At 69.8% G+C, this 14263-nt stretch carries 15 protein-coding genes; 5 read left to right on the top strand and 10 right to left on the bottom strand.

Going from position 1 to position 14263, the window contains the following annotated elements; all coding sequences use genetic code 11:
* Positions 1-42: 42 nt before the first annotated feature.
* Complete coding sequence (locus tag WYO_RS23950) at positions 43-975, bottom strand: glycosyltransferase (RefSeq protein WP_007567453.1); 933 nt, start codon at positions 973-975, stop codon at positions 43-45.
* 5 nt (positions 976-980) lie between these two features.
* A complete protein-coding gene (locus WYO_RS23945; RefSeq protein ID WP_007567452.1) occupies positions 981-2012 on the bottom strand; it encodes a glycosyltransferase family 2 protein in 1032 nt (343 codons plus the stop codon).
* Positions 2013-2399: 387 nt separating this feature from the next.
* Here WYO_RS23945 and WYO_RS23940 point away from each other — a divergent pair, with 387 nt between their 5' ends.
* Positions 2400-2621 (top strand): hypothetical protein, encoded by a 222-nt coding sequence (locus tag WYO_RS23940; RefSeq protein WP_007567451.1) that lies wholly within the window; start codon positions 2400-2402, stop codon positions 2619-2621.
* Positions 2622-2653: 32 nt separating this feature from the next.
* Here WYO_RS23940 and WYO_RS23935 read toward each other — a convergent pair whose 3' ends face one another.
* Positions 2654-3355, bottom strand: a complete 702-nt coding sequence (locus WYO_RS23935; protein ID WP_007567449.1) for a hypothetical protein — start codon at positions 3353-3355, stop codon at positions 2654-2656.
* Positions 3356-4108: 753 nt separating this feature from the next.
* Between WYO_RS23935 and WYO_RS23930 the strand changes: the two genes are divergently transcribed.
* A complete protein-coding gene (locus WYO_RS23930; protein WP_007567448.1) occupies positions 4109-5356 on the top strand; it encodes an acyltransferase in 1248 nt (415 codons plus the stop codon).
* An 11-nt stretch (positions 5357-5367) separates the two neighbouring features.
* Here the strand turns inward: WYO_RS23930 and WYO_RS23925 are convergent, their stop codons facing one another.
* The gene (locus tag WYO_RS23925) at positions 5368-6426 is read right to left on the bottom strand and encodes an acyltransferase (RefSeq protein WP_039904037.1); all 1059 of its coding nucleotides are present in this window, start codon (positions 6424-6426) and stop codon (positions 5368-5370) included.
* Between the two features lie 452 nt (positions 6427-6878).
* Positions 6879-7031 carry a hypothetical protein gene (locus WYO_RS31735; RefSeq protein WP_007567443.1) on the bottom strand — a complete coding sequence of 51 codons (153 nt, stop codon included), beginning with the start codon at positions 7029-7031 and terminating at the stop codon, positions 6879-6881.
* A gap of 202 nt (positions 7032-7233) precedes the next feature.
* Here WYO_RS31735 and WYO_RS23920 point away from each other — a divergent pair, with 202 nt between their 5' ends.
* Complete coding sequence (locus WYO_RS23920; RefSeq protein WP_007567441.1) at positions 7234-7971, top strand: sugar transferase; 738 nt, start codon at positions 7234-7236, stop codon at positions 7969-7971.
* Positions 7972-8251: 280 nt separating this feature from the next.
* Here the strand turns inward: WYO_RS23920 and WYO_RS23915 are convergent, their stop codons facing one another.
* Complete coding sequence (locus WYO_RS23915) at positions 8252-9088, bottom strand: family 16 glycosylhydrolase (protein WP_007567439.1); 837 nt, start codon at positions 9086-9088, stop codon at positions 8252-8254.
* Between the two features lie 199 nt (positions 9089-9287).
* Here WYO_RS23915 and WYO_RS23910 point away from each other — a divergent pair, with 199 nt between their 5' ends.
* Positions 9288-10313: a glycosyltransferase family 2 protein gene (locus tag WYO_RS23910; RefSeq protein ID WP_007567437.1), complete on the top strand. Its 1026-nt coding sequence runs from the start codon at positions 9288-9290 to the stop codon at positions 10311-10313.
* Positions 10314-10334: 21 nt separating this feature from the next.
* Here the strand turns inward: WYO_RS23910 and WYO_RS23905 are convergent, their stop codons facing one another.
* Both WYO_RS23905 and WYO_RS23900 read right to left on the bottom strand, forming a co-directional pair.
* Positions 10335-10643: a hypothetical protein gene (locus tag WYO_RS23905; RefSeq protein ID WP_007567434.1), complete on the bottom strand. Its 309-nt coding sequence runs from the start codon at positions 10641-10643 to the stop codon at positions 10335-10337.
* A gap of 161 nt (positions 10644-10804) precedes the next feature.
* A complete protein-coding gene (locus WYO_RS23900) occupies positions 10805-11080 on the bottom strand; it encodes a hypothetical protein (protein ID WP_007567432.1) in 276 nt (91 codons plus the stop codon).
* Between the two features lie 629 nt (positions 11081-11709).
* On the opposite strand from WYO_RS23900, the gene WYO_RS23895 reads away from it, so the two are divergent.
* A complete protein-coding gene (locus tag WYO_RS23895) occupies positions 11710-13371 on the top strand; it encodes a HAMP domain-containing methyl-accepting chemotaxis protein (RefSeq protein ID WP_244424287.1) in 1662 nt (553 codons plus the stop codon).
* A gap of 193 nt (positions 13372-13564) precedes the next feature.
* Here WYO_RS23895 and WYO_RS23890 read toward each other — a convergent pair whose 3' ends face one another.
* Both WYO_RS23890 and WYO_RS23885 read right to left on the bottom strand, forming a co-directional pair.
* Entirely contained in the window at positions 13565-13789 is a 225-nt protein-coding gene (locus tag WYO_RS23890; protein ID WP_007567428.1) for a hypothetical protein, read from the bottom strand.
* Positions 13790-13859: 70 nt separating this feature from the next.
* A complete protein-coding gene (locus WYO_RS23885) occupies positions 13860-14081 on the bottom strand; it encodes a hypothetical protein (protein WP_007567426.1) in 222 nt (73 codons plus the stop codon).
* Between the last annotated feature and the right edge of the window lie 182 nt (positions 14082-14263).

The raw sequence follows: 14263 nt of genomic DNA, 5'->3' as shown, positions 1-14263 counted from the left end.
CTTCGGGCTCCGCCAAGGGCCGGGCTCTTCGGAGACCCGCGCCTACCGATGCCGGGACGGGTGGTATTCTCGGTAGCTCAGGCCGAGCACCGCGGCGAGCAGCCCGGCGCCCCGGCACAGGGTGTAGAAGCCGCCGATCAGGGTGGCGGGCCGGAGCGACAGCCCGGCGATCGCGAGGCGCGCCAGGCCGCCGCCGAGGCGGGCCAGGCCCCGGGCGGCGTTGGTGAGCCGTCCGCTCACCGTCTCCGGCCGGAGGCGGCCGAGATAGGCCTCGACGCTGCCGCTGCGGTACCAGCGCGCCAGCAGCCAGCGGACCCGCATCCGGTGCGCCGGGATGCTGTCGTACACGATCGCGTCGGGCGCCCAGGCGATCCGGTGCCCGGCCAGCAGCAGGGTGCGGAAGAAGAACGTGTCCTCGCCGCCCATCGTGTTGAAGCGCATGTCGAAGGACAGGCCGAGCGCCCGCACCACTCGCAGGTCGAGGAGGGCGTTGGCCGTGTAGCCATCCGTTACCAGCCCGTCGCGGACCGGCAGGGTCTTGGCGAAGAAGCCGCCGGCCACCGCCCAGGCCGGGGGGACCCGCTCGAACAGCGGCACCACCGGGCCGACACAGGCCGCGACCCCGGTCCGCCGGGCGGTGTCGAGCAGGCTGCGCAGCCAGTCCGGATCCGGGACCTCGTCGTCGTCGATCAGGGCGATCCAGTCGGCGCCGAGCGTGGCCGCCGCATCGAGGCTGCGGTTGCGCACCGCCGCCAGGCCCCGGACCGGCTCCCGCGCATAGGTGATCGGGAAGCGGCCCTCGGCCCGGTAGGCCTCCACCACCGGGATGGCGGCGTCGCTGCGGCCGTTATCGACCACGAGGATCCGCAGCGCGGCATCGGCGCGGCCGCCGAGCCGCTGCCGGTCGATCGCCGTGAGGAGCTGCGCGAGGCCCGCCGGGCGCTCGCAGGTGCAGATGCAGAGGCACAGGCGCATGGGGCTCACCCTTGTCCGACCGGAAGCGCGCCCGCCAACGTCGGACGCAGGCGTCTGCCGAGGCGCTTGCCGGCCGCCGCCATCAGCGAACCGGTGAGGAACCGCCAGGCCCGGGGGCGGGCGAGTGCCAGCCCGGCGCCGCGGAGCCACCGGCCGCCTTGCGCGGCCTCGATCACCCGGGCGATGATCTGCGCGGTGGCCAGGCTGTCGCGATAGGCGCGGGCGGCCTGCCGGATCGCGGCGGAGCGCGCGCCCTGCACGGTCCAGGCCGCGAAGGCGGCGTCGAGGCGCTGGATGTCGGCGAGCCGCAGCCGGTGGGACAGCGAGGCCGGCCCCCGCCGATAGCCGTAGCCGGCATAGGAACTGACGACGAAGCGGGCGCCCGCCGCGAGGGCCGCCACGCAGAACAGGAAATCCTCGCCGATCCGGACCTCATCCGCGTAGCGCAGGCCGTGCCGGCGCACGAGGTCGGCCCGCAGCATCGGCTTGAGATAGCCGAGCTTCACCCCGGGGGTGAGCATCCGGTTGCAGGACAGGTATTGCGCGAGCGCGACCGTGAACAGGTAGGGCTCCCGGCCGCGCTCCAGCATGCCGGCGCCGCCCGGGTCGAAGCCGCCGGCGAACGGGATCGGGTTATCGGCGATCACGTCGGCATCGGTGGCGGCGGCGAGATCCAGCAGGGTCCGGGTCCGGTCCGGGACGATCAGGTCGTCCGCGTCGAGGATCGCCAGCCAGCGGCCCCGGGCGGCCCCGAGGGCGGCGTTCCGGGCGGCGGACGGCCCGAGCGGCGCGCCGGCCCGCACCCCGTCGAGGGGGATCCGACGGATGCGCGGCTCGTCCGCCGCCAGCCGCGCCAGCACGGAGGCGGTCCCGTCCACCGAGCCGTCGTCCACCACCAGGATCTCGATCGTGACGCCGGTCTGGTCGAGGGCCGCGCGGATCGCCGCCTCGATCCAGGGGGCGGCGTTGTGGGCGGCCATGAGGAACGAGACGTCCACGGGGGCCATCCGCGCATCGGCCACGATCTGATTTGCCATCGCTGTCCTGCCCGCGGCCCCCGGAAAGCCCGTCCCGGGCGGTTCGGGCCGAGCATGCCGCGAAGCGGGCCCGGCGCACGACGCTCAAAGGGCGTAGGGCGGCGGCCGTATCCTCTCACTGCGGAGGATGGCCGGCCCCGGGTCTCGCGCCGTCACCCGGACCTGTACATTACCGCCTTTCACCGCGCTGCCCCGTTCAAATGGGCAATGATCGATACCTATATTGTGCTATTCCAGCAAAAATCAGACATTATTGCCACGCATGCAGAGAAATCAGCTTTGATATTTGTTAAACTTTATGTCTCCAGATGATTGCAGTCGGGCGCAGCCGGGCCGCGCAGCCAGGAACGGACGGCCCTCCGAGGGCATCAATCACGGGGGATCTCGGTGCCCATCCGGTTCTATTTCGATGTCGAGAGCGGCCGGGAGACGATCCGCGACCGCGACGGCGTGGAGGCCGCCGACCTGGCCGAGGCGCTGGCCGAGGCGCGCAGCGTCATCCGGGAGATGGCCGACGCGGTCTGCGCCGACGATCCCGGCACCGCCTGGACGCTCGTGGTGCGGGACGCGACCGGCGCCGTGGTGGCGCGGTTGCCGATCAGGCGTTAGGTGATGGTCATCGCCGCAGCTTCACCAGGAGGTCAGGTGCGACTGGACGAGCTCGGCCACATGACGAGGACGGCGTCGTTGCCGAAATAGACCGGGGCGATCAGCATCCCGGGGTTGTCTGTCCTATACTTGTCCAAATAGTTTTGATCGCAAGACGTTTTTCTCGTTGTGCCAATAAATTTGTTTTTGCTGTCGTACATATCGTAGTATCCGGCGACGAGCTTGGCCTCCGGAACGTCGGAAGCGAGCGTGATTTGCGCCGACCGGTCATCGAAAATGGCTCGCCTCATGGAATCCATTTTGTCGTAATCGTTCGGAAGGGCCGCTGCCAAAGCCTTGGCAAAAGCCTCGCCCATGAAATGAGCTTCCGGACGCCAGACCCAGCGAGACGCTCCCAAGCCCAACATCTTCTCGACGTCGGCGGTGGGCGTGTTCTGCAGCGTCTGTGCGAAAACTTCGTCCGACAGCATCGGGCTCTCATCGATCCCTGCGGGCCCACCGACGCTCTTATGATGCGGAATCTTGTGCAGCACCGACAGGATCGCATCGCTGGCCTGAGTCGACAGGGTCAGAGCGGAGCGCGGATCGAGCACCTGAAGGGCTGTCGTGGCTGCCAGCGTGGTCGGATCGGTCTCCGCATCCTCCTGGCCGGAACGGGGCTTCAGGGACGTGTCGACCTGCATCAGCGTCAGCGCGGTGGATGGATTGGACGTCACAGACCCTACGGGGTTCATCGCTCCGCCTCCGAATCAGTGCGCTTCGGCACGCCAGCCGCGCCTATCGCGTCGTGAAAGACATGCCGGCGGCCGTTGGAAGACTTCCCAGGTCCATCGCCGCGCGCAGCGCAGCCGGGGACGTGCAAGTCTCGAAGTCCGCGCGATCTTGCGATCTCGACCGACGAGGTCCGAGATCGACGGATCTCACGATCCCGCCGGCGGTCGAACGCAGCGCTGCCGGCATCGCAGCTGCGACGGGGCGCGACACGTCGGGATGCCGTCGGGGAGGGGGATCCCGCGTCACAGTCGCGTTCAGGACCATCATGATCCAGGACGGGTCGGCTTGCGGCTCCGTGCCTCGCTGTCGCCTATGGAGGCCGAGAAGCTTCGGCAAGTCAAGGAAAAGATGTCTCTTGAGATGAGACTTTGATTTGTCTGTCGCTGTGTCCGCAGGATCTTGGGTGTTGCTGGGCGTCGCCATACGTCATGCGAACACGTCCGGAATGTATTTTCTATTCAGGCGCGCGGTCCGGCGTCTCGCGCTATCGGTGGTTGCCCCGATCGGAGCCTAAGCGCGGCCGATCCTCCGGCTCGCTACGCCGTTCGGAGGAGCCCCGCTCCCGCCAAGGGGGATAGCGCCGGCCCCCGGGGCGCAGGATCGCCTGCCGCATCCCTCCTTTTGCGCGGCCGCAATCGTCTCTCGCCGCGGGCGAAGCGGTGGCATGGCTCGCAGGCGCCCCGTTCCGGTGCGTGTCCGTGCGAGGCCCGATCATGCGTCATCAGGTGGCCCGCCGTGGGCGGACGATCGGCGGCGCGCTCGCGGCCGGCGGCGGCTATGGCGGCGGCTTCGACACGCTGCGCCTCGTGCTCGCGCTGCTGGTCATGGTGTTCCACGCCGGCGCTACACTGGGCAGCCGGCTCTGGACCGATACGCTCACGCCCTTGACCGGCAGCCTCGTGCCGCTGTTCTTCGGCGTCAGCGGCTTCCTGGTGGCCGGAAGCGCGTCCCGGCTCCCTGTCGGGCCGTTCCTGGTCAACCGGGCCCTGCGGATCCTGCCCGCGCTGACCGCCGTCACCCTGGTCACCGCCCTCGTCATCGGGCCGCTGTTCTCCAGCTACGGCCCGGCGGCCTATTTCGCGCAGCCGGCAGTGTGGCAGTACGGCGCCAACAGCATCGGCCTGTTCCGCGCGCAGCTCCCCGGGGTCTTCACCCAGAACGGGCAGCCCGGCATCGTCAATGCCGCCCTCTGGACCCTCGCCTACGAGATCGCCTGCTATGGCCTCATGGCGGGCCTGATCATCCTCGGGCTCCTGCAGCGGCCCCGGCTGCTCCTGGCGCTGGCCGTCGCCGTCGCGGTCACGCCCGCCCTGCTGGAGGGGCTCGGGCTGCTGCCCCTGTTCGCGCAGAACGGGCTGTTCCGCCTCGTCTTCCTCGGCCGGGGCGCGATCCTGTTTGCCGCCTTTCTGGGCGGAGCCCTGCTCTATGTCTGGCGCGATGCCGTGCCCCTGGACGGGCGGCTGTTCGCGGCGGCGCTGGCGGGGATCGCCCTCGTCCACGGGCTCGGCCCGGACCGGTGGCCGCTCGTCGAGACCGCCCTGTCGGGGCTCTGCCTGGCCTATATCGCCGTCGCGATCGGCGTCACGGATTTCGGCGGACGGATCGGACCCTACAAGGTCGATTACTCATACGGCCTGTATCTGTATCACTGCCCGATCCTCAACGCGGTGTATTCCCTGGCCCCGCGGATCGAATCGGTGACTATCCTGGTCCTGCTGGCCCTCGGCCCGACGCTCCTCGCCGCCGCCGCCTCGTGGCACGGGCTCGAACGCCCGATCCTGGGTGCGCGGAGGCGGCTCGGCCGGACCGTCGCAGCCCTCCACGCCGTCATCTCAGGGAAGGGACTGGGTTTCCAAAGGGCGCGCCCCTTGGTGGGGTATCGGGGCGGAGCCCCGATGGATCCGGGCTTTGCCCGACCGGAGGCTCTGCTCGGCACCCGCAAAAGGTCGAAGACCTTGTGAATCCCTGACGGCTACAGCGGATTGACCAGCGCCGGCTCCCGCGCCGCCCGCCGCGGTGCCCGCAGGAGCCGGCGGGCTGGAGATTCGAGGAGCCGCCACGAGGCTTCCGCCAGGAGCAGGGTCAGCGCCAGGTCGAGGGCCAGGGTGACCGCGTGCGGCCCGGCGAAGGGCAGCCCGAGCGCCGCCAGCACCGGCTCCGCATGCAGGGGCACGTGGAACAGGTAGGCGGCGTAGCTGATCACGCCGATGCGGCGCAGCCAGGGGCTGTCGAGGATGGCGACGGTACGGCTCTCCGGGCACTGGACGATCTGCAGCAGCAGCAGCGCCGCGAGCCCCCCGCTCAGACGCCCGACGACCAGCCAAAGCCCGGTCTCCCCGGCCAGGAGCGGCAGGGCCAGGAACGGGGCCAGCACGGCGATCAGCGCGGCGTCGCGCCGGAGCCAGCCCGGCAGGGGCCCCCTCCGCAGCCCGGCCAGCCCCCCGAGCGCGATCAGCCCGAGATTGGCCAGGGTGTCGACGTCGAAGCTCACGAGCCAGGCCCCGGCCGACCACAGGACGACATGCATCAGCACGCTGGCGCCGATCAGCGCGCCGCACAGCGCCCCGAGATGGCGCCGCGGCAGGAACAGGGCGGCGGGGGCGAACAGCAGGTAGAATTGCTGCTCGACCGCCAGGCTCCAGAGGTGCCCCAGTTCCGTCCCCCAGCCATGCCGCTCGATGTAGAGATTCGTCAGATACAGCCAGGTTGCGCGCTTGAACCCCGCATCGCCGAGATCCAGCGGGCCGCCCAACGGGGTCGCGTAGAGCACGAACAGGAACGCGTAATAGACCGGCACGATGCGGGCGAAGCGGTTCCGGTAGAACACCCGCAGGCTGTCGAGCGGCGTCGCCGTGCCGGCCTCGATGCGCGCGCGGGCCGCCGCGAGGATGCGGACGATCAGGAATCCGCTCAGCACGAAGAACAGCCAGACCCCGGCGCTGCCCAGCGCCTCGGTTCGCGGGCTCGGCGCCTTGTGGCTGACGAAGACCATCAGGAAGGCCAAAGCCCGCAGGCCGTCGAACCCGAGGATGCGGGGCTCTCCCGCATCGGCCCGGGCGCCGGACCTGGGGCGATGCGGGCGATCTCGGACACCGCCCCGTCGTCTCCCGAAAGCCGGTGACCACCTGTCGCGACGCTGCTCGAACGGGACCATGCACGCCTCGTGCGATGCGGTCCCGCTGTGTAGGCCGGTCGGGCGCGCGGGCGGCCTACCTCGATCGGCGTAGGCGCGGCGGCCCGAACATCTGCCGCATTGCTGTATTCGGAGTTGGGTCCGTCGTGTTTAGGGTTGTTTAACAATATCGAACTGGGGTATGATCGCGATGACCCGTCCGATTCCGGGTGGAACACTGATGTGATCGGTCATCGCTCACATACGCCGGTCGGCAGACGACGCGATATCTTGCGGCGCTCCCGGCCGCAGGCCGCCGCGGAGCGTCGCTGCCCGATCCTCGGATGCCGGGCCCGGCCCGCCCGCGGCACTCACCGGCGCATTCCGAGCAGGACGACCAGGCCCACGGCGATCGCGGCCCCGGCCTGGGCCGCCAGCGCTGCGACGAGCCAGCCCTGGAGCAGGCCCACCGCGAAGCCGATCGCGCCCCCGATCAGAGCGGCGAAGACCAGTAGGACCAGCAATTACTTATCCCCACTGGTGATTCGGCGGTCTCGGCGGCGCTTTATCCCGCATGTTTGCAACTGTGCCAACGTATCACGACATTCGCGCGCCAAATATTTCCCCCGTCCCGACGGTATCCTGTCCGGCTGCACGGGCACCCGGGCGTCGATCCTGTCTAGCACTGCCTCATCCACCTTTCGCACCGAGTGAGGAGCCGCCGCCATGCTGCGTCCGGTTGGGACCCCCACCTCCATCCCCCCATCGTCGCCGCACCATATGGTCGAGACGATCAACGAAGCGTTGGTCAAGACATTGCCGGCCACCTCCCCGGCGCGAATCGGGCCGCGGCTCGGCTGGGCGACGAAGCGGGGGCTCGATACCGCGGTCGCGCTGACAGCCCTGTGTCTGCTGCTGCCGCTCCTGCTGTTCATCGCCCTGCTGATCTGGGCGAGCGACGGCCACGCGCCGATCTTCCGGCACGTCCGGCTCGGCCGGCACGGGCGTCCGTTCGGCTGCCTGAAGTTCCGGTCGATGGTTCCGGACGGCGACGCGGTCCTGGCCGCGCATCTCGCGGCGCATCCGGACGCAAGGGCCGAGTGGGCGGCGACGCACAAGCTGACCCGGGATCCCCGGGTGACGGCCCTCGGCCAGGTCCTGCGCAAGAGCTCGCTCGACGAGCTGCCCCAGCTCTGGAACGTCCTGCGCGGGGAAATGAGCCTGGTCGGGCCGCGCCCGATCGTGCAGGCTGAGGTTGCCCGCTACGGAACGGCGTTCGCGACCTGCTTCTCGGTCCCGCCGGGGCTGACCGGCCTGTGGCAGGTCTCGGGGCGCTCGGACACGACCTATGCCGAGCGCGTGGCGCTGGACCTGGATTATGCCGGCCGCTGGAGCCTGCGCCGGGATCTCGCAATCATGCTGCGCACCGTGCCGGCGGTCCTGCGCCAGCGCGGCAGCCGCTGAACGCCGGGCCCGTCAGGCTTCGTCGTGGGCCGCGGGCGCCAGGACGCACAGGCGCCAGAACTCCACGAAACCGACGGCATAGAGCGCGACGAGAAGGCTGTATCCGGACATCGACAGGGCCCCGTAGTGACCGCGGGCCTCAGCCTGCCGGGGATATGGTTAAGACTTCGTTAGCGTTCCCCGATCGGGCGGCCTGCGGCACCACGCCCCGTGGGTCCCGACGCGCGACGGGCGGGCGCCCCGGTGAGCGCCCGCCCGCGGATCCAGCCTCCCGGCCGCCCTACCGGCAGACGATCGAGCCCTTGAAGCCGCAGGGATCGCCGAGCTTCGTGAAGGCGACGCGCTCGAAGGTGGCGGTGATCGGCCGGCCCGGATAGCTCGCCGGCCCGAGCCAGGAGACGAAGTCGTCGCCCTGGCCCATCCAGATGCTGAGCATGATCTTGCCGGGATGCGACGGGATCGGCCGGTCGGGCGCGGCCCGGACCTCGCGCAGCAGCCGCCCGTTGACCGACCAGCGGAGGCGGTCGGGCAGCCATTCCAGGGCGTAGTCGGCCATGGTGGTCGACGCGTCGAAGCCGAGGGCCTCGATGGTCTCGTGCTGGCCGGTGCCGCCGGTGAAGTAGTTGAGCTGGACGCCCGTGGTGTCCTTGCCCAGGAATTCGAAGTCGATCTCGTCGTTGGTCCGGCGGTCGCCGTCCTCCGCGCCGTTATAGGTGAAGAACGCCGAGACCAGGCCCGAGGCCGCGCCCGCCCGCATCCGGACCTCGTAGGTGCCGTAGCCGTAGCGCTCCTTGGTCTGGATCTCGGCGCAGCTGAAGGCGCGGTCCTTGTAGGGGCTGTCGGACAGGGTCAGCGTCAGCGCGCCGGTGGCCGGGATCTGGACGCGCTGTCGCGACCAGGTGCAGCGCTGGTGGTCGCCGTTGACCCAGCCGTCGGACACGTACCAGCGCCGGTCGCCGAGGCTGGTGAAGGTCTCGACGAAGGAGTTTCCGCCCCGGAAGGCCGGCGCAGAGCCGGCGGGCTGGGCAGGCTCGTCTCCGGCTAAGACCGGGAGCGTCGGCAGCAGCAGGGCCGTCGCCAGGCAGGCGCGGCGGATCGGGCGGGGCGGTCTCGTCATGCGCGTATCCTCGCCGGGGGCGTTCGGGACATCCGGCGGGAGTATCGGGGCAACCGGCCGCGGCGGCCGCGATCTTTCGGACGAGCGGCGGCGGCTCCGGAACCCTCCTTTTGGACGATCTCGCGTCCCCCCGGCGCGCCGCCTAGCCTGCGGGATCGCCGTCCGGCCCCGCCGGCCGGGAGAGGTTCGGAGTCGTGCGGTGCGAAGCGTCCAGGCCCAGAGCGACGGAGCGGATGTCTGCGTCATCATCGCGGCGCGCAACGCCGAGGCCACGATCGCGCACGCGGTCGCCTCGGCCTTGCGCCAGCCCGAGGTCGCCGAGGTCATCGTCGTCGACGACGCCTCCGCGGATCGGACCAGCGCGGCCGCCGAGGCCGCCGGCGACGGCTCGGGCCGGCTGAAGCTGCTGCGGCTGACCCGCAATGCCGGCCCGGCGGCCGCCCGCAACGCGGCGCTGGCGGTCGCGACGGCGCGCCTGGTCTGCATCCTCGACGCCGACGATTACTTCCTGGACGGGCGCCTCGGCCGGCTGCTGTCCGCCCCCCGCAGCTGGGACCTGATCGCCGACGACATCGTCCTGGTCCGGGGGAACGCCGCCAGCGCGGTCGCGGGCCTCGTCACCGGGCCCGGCCAGCCACAGCGCCTGTCGCTCGAGACCTTCGTGGCCGGCAATATCGGGCGCCCCCGGGAGCACCGGCGGGAGCTCGGCTTCCTGAAGCCGATCATGCGCCGCTCGTTCCTGCAGCGCCACGGCCTACGCTACGACGAGCGGCTGCGGCTCGGCGAGGATTACGCCCTCTACGTCGAGGCCCTGGCGGCGGGTGCGGTGTTCGCCGTGACGGCGCCCTGCGGCTACGTGGCGATCGAGCGCGCGGATTCCCTGAGCGCCCAGCATCGGACCGACGACCTCGCGGCGATCGTCGCGTTCGACGAGGCGATGCTGTCCCGGGCGGGCCTGGTCCCGGCGTCCCGCAGGGCGCTGCGGGCCCATCGCGACGCCACGCTGCGGAAATGGCAGCACCGGCGCGTCCTCGACCGCCGGCGCTCGCACGGCTACGCGGCGGCGTTGCGCGAATTGCTCCACGCCCCCCGGGCCTGGCGGCACATCCTGTCCGAGACCCTGAACGCCAAGCTCGCCCGGCTCGTCCCGAGTCGCGTGCCGGACGGGGAGGGGGCGCCGCGCCTGCTGCTCGGGCCGGGGGTGCTCCTGCGGCCGGCCCGCTGAGCGCGCCGCCGGCCGGATTCGTCAGTGATCGCGCTCGCCGTCCCGCATCCGGACCGCGGAGACGTCGCATCGGACGTCGTCGAGCGCGCAGCGCACCCGCTCCAGCGCGGCGCTGAACAATTCGGCGATCTGGGGATCGTCGGCCTGCGGGGCCTGCGCATCCCGGAAGCTGTCCAGCAGATACGGCATCATCTGCCCATGAAGAGCCAAGTAGGCCCCGGGGCTCGAGAGTTCATAGACGACTGCCAGAGCATGATAGGCGCGCGCCAAAACCTCGAGTGCAACATCCGCACTGCGTGCGCCCCGGTCGCAATCATCGCTGCTCTTCATCGTGTCGATAAGCTAGTTTCCGCCCTTATCGGGGCCTAACATGCCTTATCAACACTGTCGACACGCGTTATCCAGACAATTGTCGGGGCCGAAGCGCGGCGAGAGATTTATCTCGGGCTCATGGCTCAACTGCAACACCCGGGTGTTCGGCGGTGCGCGCTCTAGCCCTGCATGTATCGGCTCGGCCGGATCATGGTGGCGATCTTGTTCTCGACCTCGGAGAGGACGTTGTTCACAAGATGAGCCGCGCCCTCGACCGTGCCGGCAGCCAGCGTTCCGCGGCCGCTGGTCTCTTGGATGATGCGGAAATTGTCCTCGACGAACGCCCGGATCTTTTGCTGGACTCCGTCGAACTCGCCCGGATGCGCCGTCTCGTAGAGGAGCGCCAAAGCGAGATAGGCGCGGCCGACCATATCGAGTGCCAGGCTGGCACTCATGTCGCTGGCGTCGCTTTCTGTAGGGGGCACGGCGGGGAATTCCCTGTCAAGCTTTATGTTGTAAATCTACCAGTCTGTCCGGTCGCGAACAATCAATAAAAAGCACAAGTTGATGCGTTTTTTATTGAGTTTCCGGGAGTTTGGCGCCCATCGCCGGGGTGGATATTGCTTCGGTTGCGATGGCTGCGCATGGGCGCGCCGCGACGCGTCGCGGCGCTGCGGCCCGACGGATCGGGACATTCGGGCGATACGCCGCGTCGACGCCCCGTCGCCGACCTGCCCGCCGCCGAACGCGATGCACGCGGCGCCGCGTCGGTGCGCGCGTTACCCCCAGCGATCGGCCGGTCGGCAGGGCAGGCATTGTCGTTCCGGACGGTCGTCATGGTTGCTGCGATTCGTCTATAAATCCCGGTTTTCGCCGAGTAATTCATCCGCAAGTGGCATGGCGGAGACAAATAAAATCCCGGGATCCGATTCAGTTTCCAGCGTCAACGACATATTGATTCGGAACAAATCTTTGTGTCAAGCCACTTGATTAAGTTCGTCAGGGGATTTTATAGCGGGCTGACCATAAAGTTGGAGCTTTTATCCAGATGCGGATCTTGGATCGATGCAAAATTGCGTACAAGATGTCCGTCCCTCTCCTGATCATGGCCCTCGTCAGCGTCGGAACGATTTATTATACCCTCAGTATGCTGGGCGACATTACAGAGCGTAATCACGTTCTGGTGGATTATTATGTCGCGCGGCTGGAGGCGTTCGCCGAGGTGCGCCAGGACTTTCAGACGGCGGGCCTGATGAACCGCAACCTCATCATCGGTCAGCCGGCCAGCGAGCTTCCGGAGTTCGAGAAGACCTATCGGGACGCGGTGAAACGCACTGCCGACAACATCCAGACGCTCGCCGCGGGGTCCCTGAAGAAGGAAGTCCGGGATCTGCTGGTGGAGATCGGGACGATCGCGCGCGAGTATTACGACGTCCTCGACAAATCCAACGCCCTCGCGCTGAAGGACGATCGGGCCGCGGCGACCCAGCTGACCATGGTCGCCAGCAAGCCGATCGCGAAGCGGTTTGACGACACGGCCCGGGTCTACGAGGGGCGAGTCGACGCCCGGCTCGCCGACGGCAAGAACGCCACCGAGGCCGGGGCCCGGCAGGCCCGGGTGGTGCTGATCGGTTCGGCCGCGGCGGGCCTGCTCATCGCCCTGGGCCTCTCGGCCTTCATCATCGTGTTCGGGGTGACCCGTCCGCTGGACAGCCTCGTCGCCGTCCTGCAGCGGATGGCGAAGGGCGAGATCGACGCCACCATCGCGGAGGCGCAGCGCGGCGACGAGATCGGCGCGGTCGGGCGCGCGGTCGAGGGCATCAAGGTGAGCGTCGCCCGCAGCGCCGCCGAGGAGGCCGAGCGCAAGCGGGCCGCCGACATCGCCGCCTCCGCCGGGCGCCGACGCGCCCGGCTGGACCTGGCCCAGAGCTTCGAGCAGGCGGTCGCCGGCATCGTCGAGCAGGTCGCGTCCTCGGCGACCGAGCTGCAGGCCACCGCCCGGGTGATGAAGGACATCGCCCAGGAGGCCGGCAGCCGGTCCGGCGCGGTGGCGACGGCGGCCGAGGAGGCCGCGGTCAACGTCACCACGGTGGCGGCCGCCACCGAGCAGCTCGGCAGCTCCATCCAGGAGATCGGCCGCCAGGTGCAGGGCTCGACCGACCTGGCCCAGAAGGCGGTGAGCGAGGCGGACCAGACCGCCGCCCTGGTGGCCGAGCTGAGCGCCGCGGCCAGCCGGATCGGCGACGTCATGCAGATGATCTCGGCCATCGCGGCCCAGACCAACCTGCTGGCGCTCAACGCGACGATCGAGGCCGCCCGCGCCGGCGAGGCCGGCCGCGGCTTCGCCGTGGTGGCCGCCGAGGTCAAGGAACTGGCCGGCCAGACCGCCAAGGCCACCGAGGAGATCAGCCAGCAGATCGGCCGGATCCAGGGGGTGACCGGCGAGGCGGTCGGCGCGATCGGCACGATCACCCAGCGGATCCGCGAGATCGACGGCGTGGCGAGCTCGATCGCGGCCGCCGTGGAGCAGCAGGGCGCGGCGACGCAGGAGATCGTGCGCAACATCGCCCAGGCGACCGCCGGGACGAAGGAGGTGACCGGCAACATCGTCGGGGTCGCGGACGTGTCCGAGCAGACCGGCGCGGCGGCCGGCAACGTCCTCTCGGCGGCCACCGGCCTGTCCCATCAGTCCGAGCGCCTCTCGGCCGAGGTCGATCGCTTCCTGGCGACCATGCGGGCGGCGTGACCGGGGTGGGATGGGCGGATCCGCCGGTCCGCTCGTGTGAGGACGCCCGCACCGCTCCCGGCACGCTGTGAGTCCGTGCCTTCCCTGCGAGGCGAGGGAATCACGGTCCGCCCGCCGCAGCCCGCGGCGGAAATCCGCTGCGCGTGGCGGCGCGCCGTCGCGAGGCTCGCCCGAGCCTCGCGACGGCGCGGATTCAGGCGATCCGTGCCAGGCCGATCCGGTCCGGCGTCGTGCCCTGCAGCGCCCGGAGCTTGAGCGCCAGGATCCGGTTGTGCCGGGCCATCGCGCGCAAGGCCTCGGCGGTCTCGGGATCGCCGGCGGCCAGGGCCTGGGCGGCGCCGGCCATGTCGGTGGCGGTTGCATCCGCCAGCGCGGCGGCGCGCAGATCCCGGGAGGGCGAGGAAATCGGTCTGGCCATGGCTGCCCGTGATCGAAGGCTTTCCCGATCCTCCGGACGAAGGGTTAACAACCTGTAAACGCCCGGCCGGTCATTTCCGGACCGGCAGGCGGCCGACGAGCCATCCGGCCTCGTCGCGCACGAGCAGCGTCCAGGGAAGACCCGCGGGCGCCTCGGCGATCTCGTCGGCCATCTCGGCGATCACGCTGCGCGCCTCGAGCAGGGCTTCGGCGAGGTCGGCGGCCTCGACGCCGGTCGTGTCGTGGAACGTGATCTCGGCGTTGGCTAGCTCGAAGTAGAAGCGTGCGGCCAAATGGACTCTCCCTGGCCAAAGTCCCGAGAGAGTTCGGCCCGACGATCCTGGTCGCCTAAACCCTCCCGTATCCAGCCCTAAAAGGGGCGAAAAAGACTTAGCTTTTAGGCTGGCCGGTCGCGCGCGAGCGTCTCGGACCGGGCGGGATCCGCCCGCCCTAAGCCAAGCGAGGTATCCCGCCG

It is taken from the genome of Methylobacterium sp. GXF4 (assembly GCF_000272495.1).
Lineage (GTDB): Bacteria > Pseudomonadota > Alphaproteobacteria > Rhizobiales > Beijerinckiaceae > Methylobacterium > Methylobacterium brachiatum.
This window is presented reverse-complemented; position numbering and strand designations above follow the sequence as displayed.

Coding starts and splice junctions, on each gene's coding strand:
- WYO_RS23950 (WP_007567453.1), bottom strand. CDS start 975: ATGCGCCTGTGCCTCTGCATCTGCACCTGCGAGCGCCCGGCGGGCCTC.
- WYO_RS23945 (WP_007567452.1), bottom strand. CDS start 2,012: ATGGCAAATCAGATCGTGGCCGATGCGCGGATGGCCCCCGTGGACGTC.
- WYO_RS23935 (WP_007567449.1), bottom strand. CDS start 3,355: ATGAACCCCGTAGGGTCTGTGACGTCCAATCCATCCACCGCGCTGACG.
- WYO_RS23930 (WP_007567448.1), top strand. CDS start 4,109: ATGCGTCATCAGGTGGCCCGCCGTGGGCGGACGATCGGCGGCGCGCTC.
- WYO_RS23920 (WP_007567441.1), top strand. CDS start 7,234: ATGCTGCGTCCGGTTGGGACCCCCACCTCCATCCCCCCATCGTCGCCG.
- WYO_RS23915 (WP_007567439.1), bottom strand. CDS start 9,088: ATGACGAGACCGCCCCGCCCGATCCGCCGCGCCTGCCTGGCGACGGCC.
- WYO_RS23905 (WP_007567434.1), bottom strand. CDS start 10,643: ATGAAGAGCAGCGATGATTGCGACCGGGGCGCACGCAGTGCGGATGTT.
- WYO_RS23900 (WP_007567432.1), bottom strand. CDS start 11,080: ATGAGTGCCAGCCTGGCACTCGATATGGTCGGCCGCGCCTATCTCGCT.
- WYO_RS23895 (WP_244424287.1), top strand. CDS start 11,710: ATGTCCGTCCCTCTCCTGATCATGGCCCTCGTCAGCGTCGGAACGATT.
- WYO_RS23890 (WP_007567428.1), bottom strand. CDS start 13,789: ATGGCCAGACCGATTTCCTCGCCCTCCCGGGATCTGCGCGCCGCCGCG.